At 73.9% G+C, this 12547-nt stretch carries 11 protein-coding genes; 4 read left to right on the top strand and 7 right to left on the bottom strand.

From position 1 onward, the window contains the following. Positions 1-44 precede the first annotated feature (44 nt). A complete protein-coding gene (locus tag ACFU7Y_RS27325) occupies positions 45-695 on the bottom strand; it encodes a TNT domain-containing protein (RefSeq protein WP_224283407.1) in 651 nt (216 codons plus the stop codon). Positions 696-907: 212 nt separating this feature from the next. Continuing rightward, complete coding sequence (locus tag ACFU7Y_RS27320) at positions 908-2410, bottom strand: geranylgeranyl reductase family protein (protein WP_380769962.1); 1503 nt, start codon at positions 2408-2410, stop codon at positions 908-910. A gap of 434 nt (positions 2411-2844) precedes the next feature. Between ACFU7Y_RS27320 and ACFU7Y_RS27315 the strand changes: the two genes are divergently transcribed. Next, the gene (locus ACFU7Y_RS27315; protein WP_380769960.1) at positions 2845-3912 is read left to right on the top strand and encodes an LPXTG cell wall anchor domain-containing protein; all 1068 of its coding nucleotides are present in this window, start codon (positions 2845-2847) and stop codon (positions 3910-3912) included. A gap of 362 nt (positions 3913-4274) precedes the next feature. On the opposite strand, the gene ACFU7Y_RS27310 is transcribed toward ACFU7Y_RS27315, so the two are convergent. From ACFU7Y_RS27310 to ACFU7Y_RS27300, 3 genes are all read right to left on the bottom strand, one after another. Then, the gene (locus tag ACFU7Y_RS27310; protein WP_224283410.1) at positions 4275-5375 is read right to left on the bottom strand and encodes a calcium:proton antiporter; all 1101 of its coding nucleotides are present in this window, start codon (positions 5373-5375) and stop codon (positions 4275-4277) included. A 90-nt stretch (positions 5376-5465) separates the two neighbouring features. Beyond that, entirely contained in the window at positions 5466-6989 is a 1524-nt protein-coding gene (locus ACFU7Y_RS27305; RefSeq protein WP_380769959.1) for a serine/threonine-protein kinase, read from the bottom strand. Next, positions 6986-7747: a serine/threonine protein kinase gene (locus tag ACFU7Y_RS27300; protein ID WP_224285589.1), complete on the bottom strand. Its 762-nt coding sequence runs from the start codon at positions 7745-7747 to the stop codon at positions 6986-6988. Before ACFU7Y_RS27300 ends, ACFU7Y_RS27305 begins: the two co-directional genes overlap by 4 nt. Before the next feature lie 210 nt (positions 7748-7957). Here ACFU7Y_RS27300 and ACFU7Y_RS27295 point away from each other — a divergent pair, with 210 nt between their 5' ends. From ACFU7Y_RS27295 to nagB, 3 genes are all read left to right on the top strand, one after another. Continuing rightward, entirely contained in the window at positions 7958-8947 is a 990-nt protein-coding gene (locus tag ACFU7Y_RS27295; RefSeq protein WP_380769957.1) for an SDR family NAD(P)-dependent oxidoreductase, read from the top strand. A gap of 171 nt (positions 8948-9118) precedes the next feature. Then, positions 9119-9526, top strand: a complete 408-nt coding sequence (locus ACFU7Y_RS27290; protein ID WP_380769956.1) for a hypothetical protein — start codon at positions 9119-9121, stop codon at positions 9524-9526. Positions 9527-9818: 292 nt separating this feature from the next. After that, positions 9819-10601: a glucosamine-6-phosphate deaminase gene (gene nagB, locus ACFU7Y_RS27285; RefSeq protein ID WP_224281852.1), complete on the top strand. Its 783-nt coding sequence runs from the start codon at positions 9819-9821 to the stop codon at positions 10599-10601. Positions 10602-10694: 93 nt separating this feature from the next. Here the strand turns inward: nagB and ACFU7Y_RS27280 are convergent, their stop codons facing one another. Together ACFU7Y_RS27280 and ACFU7Y_RS27275 are read right to left on the bottom strand one after the other, a co-directional pair. After that, the gene (locus ACFU7Y_RS27280) at positions 10695-11825 is read right to left on the bottom strand and encodes an aminotransferase class I/II-fold pyridoxal phosphate-dependent enzyme (protein ID WP_224281851.1); all 1131 of its coding nucleotides are present in this window, start codon (positions 11823-11825) and stop codon (positions 10695-10697) included. After that, complete coding sequence (locus ACFU7Y_RS27275) at positions 11822-12478, bottom strand: transcriptional regulator (RefSeq protein WP_224281849.1); 657 nt, start codon at positions 12476-12478, stop codon at positions 11822-11824. The genes ACFU7Y_RS27280 and ACFU7Y_RS27275 overlap by 4 nt, the downstream gene beginning before the upstream one ends. Between the last annotated feature and the right edge of the window lie 69 nt (positions 12479-12547).

Genomic DNA, 12547 nt, shown 5'->3' with positions numbered 1-12547 from the left:
GGCCGGGGCCGGGCACCGGGCGCCGCCGTTCAGGTGGGGCGGGGTCAGATCCGGGCCAGGTATCCGTTCTCCACCAGCCAGAGCACGTTCAGCCTGGCCGGACCGCCGGGCAGCAGGGCGCCGTCGAGCTGGTACTGGAGGCCCCAGCCGGGCTGGTTGAACCAGGGCGCGATCGGGCCGGCGTGCACCGTGAAGGCCTTGACCACCTTGTAGTCGTGGTAGTTGCAGGCGGCCGGCGGGTTGCCGTCCAGACTCTGCGGCGGGATCGCGCGGTTGGCGTAGGGCAGGCCCTCGGGAGCGAGGAACGCTCCGTACTCACTGCCGTAGCGGTCGATGTTCTGGTTCGGGTAGAGCGTGAGGTCGAACTCGATCGGGCTGCCGTCGGGCAGGGTGACGTAGCCGTCGGCCGGCGGGTACGTCCAGCCGCCCTTGCCGCCGTTGCCGGCCGGGTCGTAGTACCTGGCCAGGAAGTCCTGGTCGCTCGCGCCGCCGGTGCGCTGGTAGCCGATGAGCTGGCGGCCGACCGGGCCGGTGGTCGGGAGGTCTGCGGGGCCGAGGCGGGCGTCGTCGTGGCGGAAGGCGGCGGAGCACTGGTCGGAGGGGGTGGCCGCCGGGGCCGCGACGGCGGCGGGAGTGCTCAGGGCGGTGAGGGCGGTGGCCGCGGCGAGCGGCGCGACGAGCAGGCGAAGGCGCACGGTGTCTCCGTCGAACGGGTCAGCGGTCGAGAAAGGAGCCACGGAGGGTCGTCGCACTCACCCTCCGTGGCTGGTTCGACACCAGGCAATCGGATTCACTGATCATTCGTCAACACGATCCGTGCGACTGGGCGTTCGGCTCCGCGGATTCGGCCGAACCCGGGACACCGGGACCGTCCGTCCATCAGGATGAGCGGTCCGGTGCGGCCGGGTCACTTCCCCGGGGCGACCCGCCCGAGCAGGTGGAGCAGCCGGTCGAGGGCGTCCTTGGAGTTCGGCTCGGTCAGGTTGACCATCAGCCGGAACGCCACCTTCAGCAGCGCCGGGTGGCCGAGCCCGGCGGCCCCCGCCGTGCCGAGCAGCTTCGGGCGGCCCAGCAGTTCGGCGGCCAGGCGTCCGAGCGCGAAGTAACCCGCGTAGGCGGAGCGCAGCGCCTGCGGGTAGGCGCGCAGGGCGAGTTCGCGACCGCGGTCGGTGCGGCGGGCGAGGGCCTGGACGATGGTCTCGGCGGCGTAGCGGCCGGACTCCATCGCGTAGGCGATGCCCTCGCCGGTGCCCGGGCTGACCGTGCCGCCCGCGTCGCCGACCAACAGCAGGCCGTCGGCGTAGTGGGGTTGGCGGTTGAGGCCCATCGGCAGGGCGGCGCCGCGGATCGGCTCGGTGACCCCGTCGGGGGTGTAGCCGTACTCCGGCGGCAGGCCGTCGCACCAGCGGCGCAGCAGCTCCCGCCAGTCCACCTCCGCCTTGGCGGTGTCGAGGACCCCGAGTCCGACGTTGGCGGTGCCGTCGCCCATGCCGAACACCCAGGCGTAGCCGGGCAGCAGGCGCCGGGCCGGGTCGGTGGGACTGCGCAGGTCGAGCCAGGCCTCCAGGTAGCGGTCGTCGTGGCGCGGGGTGGTGAAGTACGTCCGGTACGCGACGCCCATCGCACGGTCGGTGCGGCGGTAGCGCTTCATCGCCACCGACAGCCGGGTGGAGTTGCCGTCGGCGGCGACCACGATCGGGGCCCGGTAGGCGACCGGCCGGCGCTCCTCCCCCAGCCTGGCCGTGACGCCGGTGATCCGGCCGGTCCGCTCGTCCAGCAACGGGCCCGTCACATTGGCGCGTTCGACCACCCGGGCACCGGCCGAGGCGGCCTTGCGGGCGAGCAGTTCGTCGAAGTCGGCGCGGCGCCGGACCAGCCCGAACCCGGGGAAGGCGGAGAGCTCGGGCCAGTCGAACTCCAGCGAGCGGCGCCCGGAGACCAGCCGCAGGCCCCGGTTGTGCAGCCAGCCGGCCTCCTCGGAGACGTCGATGCCGAGGTCGGTCAACTGCTTGACGACGCGCGGGGTGAGGCCGTCCCCGCAGACCTTCTCACGCGGCAAGACGGACTTCTCCAGCAGCAGGACGTCCAGTCCGGTCCGTGCGAGGTGGGCTGCCGCGGTGGAGCCGGCCGGCCCGGCGCCGACCACGATGACGTCGGCGCTCCCCCCGGCCTGGACGGTCTCCCCGGCCTTCACGCTCTCCCCGGCCCGGACGGTCGCCCCGGCGCGGACGGGCCTCTCACCCCCGACGGACCCCTCGGGCCGGACGGGCACCCCGTCCCGGGTGGTCCCCGGCCGCCGCTCGTGGGCCTGTCGTCCATCGGTCTCTTGCCCACCGGTCTGCTGCCCACCGGTCTGTTGCCCGCCGGCCTCGCCGGTCGGCTCCGGGACGGTCTGCTCTGGGCCGGGCATCGCACTCTCCCACGGGTCGGATCGGCTGTACACGCAGCGGAGGCTGCGGGCTGGGCGGTCCCGGACGGACGATAGAGAACCCCGGCGCCGACCCGCCGCCCCGACACGCAGTCCGCTGCCGCGAACCGGTCAATACCGGCCACCACGGCCGTCCGGGACCACCTGCCGGACCGGGGAGCGGAGTTGACCGCCCACCAGGGTCGAACGCACACGAAGTCCCGACAATCGGGTGATCGGATCGTTATGACGGACTAGTCGGACCAATCGCCTTCAGCGATGCATTTCGGCCAAACCTCCCTTGCGTCACGTTTCCCGCTGCGGGAACTCTTGTGCCCCTCCCGTCGCACGACACCGGCTCCTGCCGAACGGCCGACCGGAGGCTCCTTCCCCGCCGCGCGGGCCCGCCCCGGCCTGCCGTACCCGATGGAACTCCGATGCACCTCCGCTCCACCGCCGCGCGCTCCCTGGTGGCCGTCCCGACCGCCGCCGCGCTCATGCTGCTCACCCCCGCCGCGCACGCCGTTTCGGGCGGCAAGGGCGGCGCCCCCGGCAACAACGGCACCGTCAAGATCCACGACGCCGCCACCGGCCAGGAGGACGTGCGCAACGAGCCCAAGGTCTGCACCTTCTACCTGGACTCCTTCGGCTTCGACGCCAACCAGGACGTGATCTGGGCGATCGCCACCGTCGGCCCCAAGGGCGAGACGCTCGCCGCGTGGGGCGACCTCCCGGTCGACCCGCACGGGCACGTGCGGACCGAGGACATCCACCTGCCGGACGGCCACTACAAGCTCTACTGGCAGTCGGTCGAGCTGGTGGACGGCAAGCTGCCCAAGAAGCCGGACCTCAACAACCCCAAGCACAAGGTGTTCAAGGTCGACTGCGGCGGGCAGCCTCCGGTCCCGACCGGCAAGCCCTCGGCGACCGTGACGCCGACCCCGGTGAAGACGCCGCCGGCGAGCCCGACCTCGGTGCCCTCGCACAGCCCGTCGGCCCCGGCCACGACGCCCGCGACGCCCCCGGCGACGACCCCGGCCACGACGCCCGCGACGACCCCGGCCTCGCCGAGCGCGAGCACGCAGCCCACCGAGACGCCGAAGCCCCCGGTGCCTCCGACCACCACCCCGACCAGCCCGGCGGCGACGACTCCGGCCACCACCCCGACCAGCCCGGCGGCGACGACTCCGGCCACCACCCCGGCCACCCAGGAGCCGACCACCGCACCCAGCGGCACCCCGAGCCCGGCCCCGTCCAGCGCGCCGACCGCCACCGTGCCGGTGAACGTCCCGACCACCGAGACCCCGGTCAACCCGGAGCAGCCGCTGATCATGCCCGACAAGGTCAGCGTGCCCACCCCGATCCCGGGCGCCGCCGCGGACGGCAAGAAGCTGGCCACCACCGGTAGTGACGGCACCCTGCTCTACGCCGGCGCCGGCACCGTGCTGCTGCTGGGCGGCGCGGGCGCGGTGGTCTACACCCGCCGTCGCCGCACCGACTCCTGACACACCCGCCCGGGCCTTCCCGGGCGGCATGCCGCGACTGAGCCGCGGCACCACCGAGCCCCTGGCCCGCGAGCAGCTGCGTGGCCAGGGGCTCCCCGTCGTTCCACGGCGCGCACCCCCTCGGGGGTTCACCGGCGGTCGCACCGGGATCGACGAGGGGCCCTGGCCACGGGGGCGGGCCAGGGCCCTCACCCGGAACCACGGCCGGACGCTCCCCCCGGGTTCACCGACCGCACCACCGGAACCGCCGACATCACCGACCCCACCGGCACCCCCGACCCGGCCCCGGGAACGCCGGAAGCCCCTGGCCGCGCGGGGGAACGGGCCAGAGGCTTCCACTCTCGACTACGGCCGGCGCGCCCTCACGGGTTCAACGCCAGCACCACGTACCCCGCCAGCACCGCCAGGTGCACCGCGCCCTGGAGCGGAGTCGCCCGGCGCGGGATGACCGTGAGGGTGAGCAGCACGATCGTCAGGGTCAGCAGCACCATGTGCGCCGGGTCGAGGCCGAGGACAAGGGGGCCGGAGAGCCAGCTGGAGGCGATCGCGACCGCCGGGATGGTCAGGCCGATGCTGGCGAGCGCCGAGCCGAGGGCGAGGTTGAGGCTGGTCTGCACCCGGTTGCGGACGGCCGCGCGCAGCGCCGCGATCGTCTCCGGCAGCAGCACCATCATGGCGATCACCACGCCGACCACGGCGTGCGGGAGCCCGGCGTCGTCCACCGCCTTCTCGATGGTCGGCGACACGCCCTTGGCCAGGCCCACCACCGCCACCAGGGCGACGGCGAGCAGCAGCAGGCTGACCCCGGCGGCCCGGAGGGTGGGCGGGGAGGCGTGGTCCTCCTCGTCCAGCACCCGGCCCTCGGGGGTGACGGGCAGGAAGTAGTCCCGGTGCCGGACGGTCTGGGTGGCGACGAACAGTCCGTAGACCACCAGCGAGGCGGTGGCCGCGAAGGTGAGCTGGGTGGTCGAGAACTGCGGGCCGGGCGTGCTGGTGGTGAAGGTCGGCAGCACCAGGCTGAGGGTCGCGAGGGTCGCGATGCAGGCGAGCGCGGCGCCGGTGCCCTCGGCGTTGAACACGGCGGTCCGGTACTTGACCGCGGCGACCAGGATGGACAGTCCCAGGATGCCGTTGCAGGTGATCATCACGGCGGCGAAGACGGTGTCCCGGGCCAGCGTGGCGGACTTGTCCCCGCCGTCGGCCATCAGCGTCACGATCAGTGCGACCTCGATCACGGTGACCGCCACCGCGAGGACCAGCGATCCGAAGGGCTCCCCCGACCAGTGCGCGATGACCTCGGCGTGGTGCACGGCGGACAGCACGGCGCCCACCAGGAAGCAGGCGACCACCGCCACCACCCAGCCGGGCAGCTCCTCGTGCCAGGTCAGGACGAGGACGAGGAAGGACACCACCGGAACGACGACGGTCCATTGCGCGGCACCCGCGCGGAGCTTCGTGATCATGCCGCCGAGGATTCCAGACTGGAGGCCGGTCACCCGGGTGCCCGCGCCGGGATACGTATGGATGTGGCATAACTCATCCCGTTTCGCCGCTCACCCACCGTAGTCGTGAAGGTACCGGATGACTTTGTCGACATGTATCCGAACCCGTTCCGGGACGCCTCCGGCGGCCGCCACGGTCTTGTCGCTGGTCCGGTAGGCCGCCACGACCAGGGCGGGCAGGTCGCGGGTGAAGCCGTGGCGCTTTATCTGCTGGTCGAGCCAGCAGGCGTAGTTGCCCATCGCCGCGATCGCGTCGCCCGGGTCCCAGTACGACGTGGGGCCGGCGTGGGTGGCGGCCTCGCCCCACGCCTTGAAGACGGAGGGCGTCCACATGGCGATGCCGTACTCGCCGGTCTCCGGTCGGGCGGCGTTCGGGTCGAAGCCGCTCTCGGCCTTCAGCATGGCGGCCAGCAGCACCGGGGTGACCTCCGGCTCGGGGCAGCGCCGTGCCGTGCTGTCGATCACGCCCCGGTAGGCCACCGGAACGTCCGAGCCGGCCGGGATCGCGCCGGACGGCGGGGGCACCGCGCGAGGGGCGGCGCCCGGCCCGCCGGGCTCCGGCCCGCCGGCCAGGGCGAGGACGGCGAGCCCGCAGGAGAGCAGGCCCGCACCGGCCCGAACGGCGGCGCGTCGGCGCCGGGCCGGCCGGGCGGTGGCCCGGGCGACCAGCGCCGCCGGCTCGGTCCGGGTCCGCTGCTCCCGTCCGGGGGCGAGGCAGGCGGTGACCACGGCCCGCCAGCGCACCGGCAGCGCCTCGTCCAGCCGCAGCGGCGCGGCGCCCCGCGCGTACGCCTGGGCGGCCAGCGAGCGGGCCCGGGCGGTGGCGCCGAGGAAGGGGTGCAGGCCCCCGGTGAGCAGCTGGTGGGCGATCACGCCGAAGGCCCAGACGTCGGCGCTGGGGCGCACCGCGACGCCGCGGGCGCCGGTGCGCTCGGACCACCACTCGGGCGGGACGTGGTCGGGCGAGCCGAGCGGCGGGGCGTAGGCGTGGGTGCCCTCCAGCTCGGCGGTGAGGCCGAAGTCGGCGATCTTGGCGGTGCCGTCGGGCATCAGCAGGACATTGGCCGGTTTCAGGTCCCCGTGGACCCAACCGGCCCGGTGCATGTGGGTCAGCCCGGCGCAGACCTCGGTCAGGATGCGCTCGGCGTCCGGCACCGCCGTCCCGGGGCGGGCCTCGGCCAGCAGATCCTGGAGGCTGCGGGCGGCACGTTCCATCACCAGGGCGACGGCGCCGTCCAGCGCCGGGTGGTCCGGGTCCTCGACGGTGACCACGGCGAGGGTGCGGATCAGGTGGGGGTGGTCGGCGCGGCGGCTGAAGCACTGCTCGCTGCGGGCCATCCGGGCCACGGTCCGGCGCTGGCCGGGGCTGAACCGGGCCGCACCGAGGATCTTGACGGCAGCAGGGCTGCCGTCGGGGCCCTCGGCGGCGTGCACGCTGCCCCAGGCGCCCGCACCGAGGAAGGCGCCGAGCCGGTAGCCGGCGATCGGGTAGCCCTCCGGGACCGCGAAGGGCGGACCGCCGGGCACCGGGCCGTCGCCGGGCGGGTCCGGCTCGGGTCGGGCGCGGCGCGTCACGGCCGGGCGACCGCGCGCCGGGACGGGAGCAGGGCCAGGTGCTCCTCCCGGACGAGGTCGAACCTCAGCGCCAGTGCGACCAACTCCTCGCGCTTGCCGCCGCCCGCCCCCTCCTCGTACGGCTCGCGCAGCCTCAGCTTGGTCTCCACCAGGTAGTCGATGTGGTAGTTCACCGCCGAACGGCTCAGCCCGCGGCAGCCGGGCAGGGCACGCAGGCGGGCGAGCACCTCGGTCACCCCGGGGACGGCCGCGGCGGAGGGCGAGCGCAGCCGGGGCTCGCAGAGCGCGAGCAGGACCAGGAAGTACTTGGCGGTCGGGTCCAGGGCGAACGGGCTGACGGTGTGTTCGCCGTCGGCGCCGCCGGGACGGCCGTCGAGGTAGGCGTGCTGCGGGGCGAAGACCTTGAAGGCGGCGGGCTCGCCGAGGGCGGGCAGCAGCACCCGGGAGAGTTCGAACGGGACGGGCGCGCCGAGCCGGCCGGGCGCCACCTTGATGTGCTCCCCCGCACCCTCCAGGTTCTCCACCACATAGGTGGACGTGGTGCTGAAGTTGGACAGCCGCCAGTAGTCCTCGGCCGCGGCCACCTCTCCCGCCCGGCGGGAGACGCCCTGGTCGGGCAGCGGGATGGGGACCGGCCGGCCCGGCTCCCCGCGCCCGAACACCGCGGCCTCGCCCGGGCCCATCCGCAGCAGGCCGGGGGCCTCGCCCGGCGCCATCTCGGGCTCCGGGCCGGGTAGTTGCACGATGACCGTGTCCACGCAGCACCTCCGTGGGATCGGGTCGATGGTATCCGTCCGATTCGTCACGGAGGCAAACCGCCACCCGGACGGGTGATGGGACACCGCCGACCCTGCCCGGTGGGGCCCGCATTGCGGTCCTCCCCGGGGAGGAGGGGGTTCCTCCTTCCGGCCGGGAGGTCCGGCCGGCCGGCCGAAGCGGCCCCGGGCGGGCCCTGCCAGGCTCCCGCCATGGACACCAATTCCCCCATATCCTCCTCGACTTCCACCGCCGGACCGGCCCGGCGGGCACTGCTCGGCGCCTCCGCCCTGGGCCTCGCCGGGGCGGCCGCCACCACCCTGGGCGCCGGGCAGGCCCAGGCCGATCCGCGCGAGCGCCGCGGGACGCCGGCCGGATCCGCGGAGCGTTCCGACGGGCGCCCGGGGGCGCGCTTCGAGGGCCGTGCGGTGGTGATCACCGGGGCCACCTCGGGCATCGGCCGGGCGGCCGCGCTGGCCTTCGCCCGGGAGGGCGCCCTGGTCGGCTTCTGCGGCCGGCGCACGGCACTCGGGCGGCAGGTCGAGCAGGAGATCCGCCAAGCCGGCGGCGAGGCCTCGTACTTCCCGGCCGACGTGCGCGACCCGGCCCAGGTCGAACGGTTCACCGAGCAGGTCGCGGCCCGGTACGGCGGGCTGGACATCGCCGTCAACAACGCGGGCATCGGCAGCTCCAAGCTGCTGCACGAGCTGAGCGTGGCCGAGTGGGACGACGTGCTGGACACCAATGCCCGCGGGGTGTTCCTGGCGCTCAAGTACCAGATCCCGCACATGCTGAAGGCCGGCCGCGGGGTGATCGTCTGCACCGCCTCCTCCGCCGCCGAGCAGGCCCGGCCGAACGGCGGCGCGTACACGGCGAGCAAAAGGGCTGTTCAAGGGCTGGTCAAGGCGGCGGCGTTGGCGTACGGAACGCGGGGCATCCGGGTCAACGCGATCCTCCCGGGCACCACGGACACCGCGTTCGTCCGTCCGCCGGGCATCCCGGACGCGGCCTGGGCGCAGTTCAGGAAGGCCTACGGCCCTTTGAACATCGAGGGGTTGGAGCGGATGGCCGAGCCGGAGGAGATCGCCCGGGCGATCCTGGCGCTGACCTCGGACGACTTCGTCTACCAGTCCGGCGCCTCGGTGCCGGTGGACGGCGGGGCGACGGCCGGGCGGCGGATGGTGATGCCGCCCACGAGTTGATCATCCGTCAGGCCTGGAGTTGTCCGTGTGCTGAACATCCGGCGAACGATCGCAGAATGTAGTTGAACGGTCACCATGCGTGTGACGCAACGCACACGCACGACGTCCATGATGTGTGCAAGACTCATCTCACTCAGTGAGATTCCCTTAATTTCCAAGGAGGTTCGTATCATGCGCACTCGGATCGCAGCTGTGGTGATGGCGGCGGCAGGGATCACCGGCCTGGCGGCAGCCCCGGCCATAGCCGCCACCGCGACGTCCGGGACCGACACCGCGGCCTGCGCCACGGTGCTCAACCGGCCCTGCGTCTCGCACCAGGTCGACGGCGGCGGCATCGTGGGCGTCGCCCAGGTCAGCGCCGACCCGGGTCAGTTGACGATGGTTCAGGTCAAGGTCCGCACCCAGGCCATCTGGGGCGGCCCGTGGGAGACGGTCGCCAGCGCGACCACCGTGCAGTACGGCTCCGCCAAGGCGGTCACCCAGCGGGTGACCGCCACCGCCCCCCGCATGATCTGCGCGACCGCCGGCCCGGCGCTGGACGTCACCAAGCAGGTCACCACCTGCACCAACCCGTTCTGACCGCGGGGCCGCTGAGGCACCGCACCCGCCACCCCCGTGCCGTCCGTACGACCGGGCAGCCGTCCGGACGACCGGGGAGCGGGCAGCAGTAGACGGCACACGCACCGGGGCCGGCCGCCGGGACACCCGTCCCGACGACCGGCCCCGACCGCCCCCACCAGGCGGAAGAGGCAGGAGCCGGAGCGCCTCCCGGGGAGCGAACCCGGGTGGACCTGGGGCACCCCTTCACGGCAAACTGGTCTAGACCTCGGAGGTCTAGACCTCAGACTCGCCTCAGAACGGTGGACCCAGTATGGAAATCGTGATCGTCCCTGACGCCCGTGCGGCCGGCGAACTCATCGCCGCGGCGATCACCGATCTGCTGACCGACAAGCCCGACGCCCTGCTCGGCGTGGCGACCGGCTCGACCCCGCTGCCGATCTACCAGGCCCTGGCCGAGCGGGTCCGTGACGGCCGGCTGGACGCCGCCGGGGCGCGCATCTGCCAGCTGGACGAGTACGTCGGCCTGCCCTCCGGCCACCCCGAGTCCTACCGCTCGGTGGTACTGCGCGAGGTCGTGGAGCCGCTCGGCCTGACCGAGGACTCCTTCCTGGGCCCGGACGGCAACGCGTCCGACGTCGCCGCGGCGGCCACCGCCTACGACCGTGCGCTCGCCGAGGCCGGCGGCGTCGACCTCCAGTTGCTCGGCATCGGCACCGACGGCCACATCGGCTTCAACGAGCCCTGCTCCTCGCTCTCCTCCCGGACCCGGATCAAGACCCTGACCCGGCAGACCCGCGAGGACAACGCCCGCTTCTTCGACAGCATCGACGAGGTCCCGCACCACGTCATCACCCAGGGCATCGGCACCATCCTGGAGGCCCGCCACCTGGTCCTGCTCGCCACCGGCGAGGCCAAGGCCGAGGCCGTCGCGCTCGCCGTCGAGGGCCCGCTGTCCGCGGTCGTCCCGGCCTCGGCGCTCCAGCTGCACCCGCACGCCACCGTGGTGGTGGACGAGGCGGCCGCCTCCCGCCTCAAGCTCGCCGACTACTTCCGCGACACCTACGCGGCCAAGCCGGCCTGGCAGAAGCTCTGAGCACTCCCGGGCAGCAGTCATGACGGCCGGGGCGCCGGCCACCGAGGGGATTCGGTGGCCGGGGCCCGGCCGTTCGCGGTGCGGTGGCGCCGGTCAGCGCTTGCGGAGCCACTCGCCGAAGGCCGCCAGGCCCGGGCCCGGGTCGCGGCGGCCGAGGCCGATCCGGAAGCGGTCGGCCGGGGTCGGGGTCAGCTCCGAGCGGAAGATTCCGGCGGGCAGCAGCAGCACGCCCGCCTGCTCGACCAGTGCGGTGCAGAACTCCGCCACGCCGTCCGGGCCCAGGTAGCGCGGGTAGGCGACGCAGCCGCCGTCCGGCGCGCGCCACTCGAAGAGATCGGCGAACTCGGCGAAGAACGCGTCGAACAGCGGCAGGTTCTCGGCGATGATCGCGCGGTTGCGGGCCAGGATGTGCTCGCGGGCGGTGATCGCGATCCGGGCCAGCACCTCGCTCGGCGCCGAGTTGCAGATCGTGGTGTAGTGCTTGGCCCGCTCCAGTCGCGAGCGCAGCTCCTGGTCCCGACAGGCGATCCAGCCGATCCGCAGGCCGGGCAGGCCGAGCGACTTGGAGGTGACGTTGAGCGACAGGGCCCGCTCGGAGAGGTCGGCGGCCTGCGGCAGGGTGCGGGCCTGGTCGCGCTCCAGCCCCCGGTAGACCTCGTCCGAGAAGAGCCGGATGCCGCGCTCGTCGCAGAGCTCGGCCAGCCGGACGAAGTCGGCGGCGTCGATCACCTTGCCGGTCGGGTTGTTCGGGAAGTTGACCGACAGCACCCTGGTGTTCGGCCGCAGCGCCGCCTCGACCGCGTCCAGGTCCAGCGCCCAGTCCCGCTCCGCGTCCAGCGCGACGCCGGTGACCTCGCACAGCGAGAGCGGGATGGTCTCGGCGGACTGGTAGCCGGGGGTCAGCACCACCGCGTGGTCGCCCGGTTCGAGCAGCACCTGCATGGCGAGGTTGAGCCCCTCCTGGGCGCCGCCGAAGCAGATCACCTCGTCCTCGCCGACCCGCTCGTACATCCCGGCGACGGCGCGCCGCAGCCCGGGGTCGCCGAAGGTCTCGGTGTAGCCGAGGGCCAGGGTGTCCCAGGCCTCGCGGTCCTCGGGGCCGGCCAGGGCGAGCAGCTCGGCCATCGTCATGGTCTGCGCGTCGGAGGCGGTGAGGTGGTACCGGGCGGTGAACTCCCAGCGCGAGAAGTGGGTTTCGAGCCGGAAGTCGGGGAGCCGGGTCACTGGTGGCACTCCTTCGCAGGGCCTGCGGGGTGCTGCTTGAGCTCGGCGAGCAGGCTGTAGGCGGTGGAACGGGAGATCCGCAGCGCGGTGGCGACGACCGGGACGGCGCGCCGGACGGCGAACACCCCGGCCTGGTCGAGTTCGCCCAGGACGGCGAGCCGGTCCTCACGGGTGAAGCGCTCCAGCGGGCGGCCCCGGGCGCGGACGTACCCGCCGATCACGTCGTTGATCCGCTCGGTCCAGTCGCGCTCGAAGAGCGGTTCGGGGCGCGGCGCGGTGGGGGCGGCGAAGCCCGCCAGCAGGGCGGCGGCCTGCTCCAGCGGGCCCCGGTCGAGGTTGACGCAGAGCACTGCCGTGGGCTTTCCGGCCTCGTCGCGCAGCACGGCGCTGACCGAGGAGAGGCGCCGGCCGTCGGGCAGCAGCTTCTCGTACGGGCCGTAGACGTCCGGGGCGGAGGGGTCGATCCCGTCCAGCTCGCCGAGCAGGGAGGGGTCGCCGGGGGCCCGGGGGGTCATCGGGTTCCAGATGGCGAGGACCCGGTCGGTCCCGGTGTCGTGCAGCACCACCTCGGCGTACGGGCCGAGCAGCAGGGCCACCGCGCGGCAGACCGGGGACCAGGTCCGCACGCGCGGGTCGGGGTTCTCCGCAGGCATGCCAGGACTGTACGTCCGGATCGGACACTTCGTCCAGGTGTTTTCATGCCCCCGGGCCCCGCCGAAAGG

Origin of the sequence: Kitasatospora sp. NPDC057542 (genome assembly GCF_042801945.1) — a bacterium.
In the GTDB taxonomy this organism is placed as follows: domain Bacteria; phylum Actinomycetota; class Actinomycetes; order Streptomycetales; family Streptomycetaceae; genus Kitasatospora.
The sequence above is the reverse complement of the archived record's forward strand: the minus strand, read 5'-3'. Positions and strand labels throughout refer to the sequence as shown.

Coding starts and splice junctions, on each gene's coding strand:
- ACFU7Y_RS27310 (WP_224283410.1), bottom strand. CDS start 5,375: ATGATCACGAAGCTCCGCGCGGGTGCCGCGCAATGGACCGTCGTCGTT.
- ACFU7Y_RS27315 (WP_380769960.1), top strand. CDS start 2,845: ATGCACCTCCGCTCCACCGCCGCGCGCTCCCTGGTGGCCGTCCCGACC.
- ACFU7Y_RS27320 (WP_380769962.1), bottom strand. CDS start 2,410: ATGCCCGGCCCAGAGCAGACCGTCCCGGAGCCGACCGGCGAGGCCGGC.
- nagB (WP_224281852.1), top strand. CDS start 9,819: ATGGAAATCGTGATCGTCCCTGACGCCCGTGCGGCCGGCGAACTCATC.
- ACFU7Y_RS27290 (WP_380769956.1), top strand. CDS start 9,119: ATGCGCACTCGGATCGCAGCTGTGGTGATGGCGGCGGCAGGGATCACC.
- ACFU7Y_RS27275 (WP_224281849.1), bottom strand. CDS start 12,478: ATGCCTGCGGAGAACCCCGACCCGCGCGTGCGGACCTGGTCCCCGGTC.
- ACFU7Y_RS27295 (WP_380769957.1), top strand. CDS start 7,958: ATGGACACCAATTCCCCCATATCCTCCTCGACTTCCACCGCCGGACCG.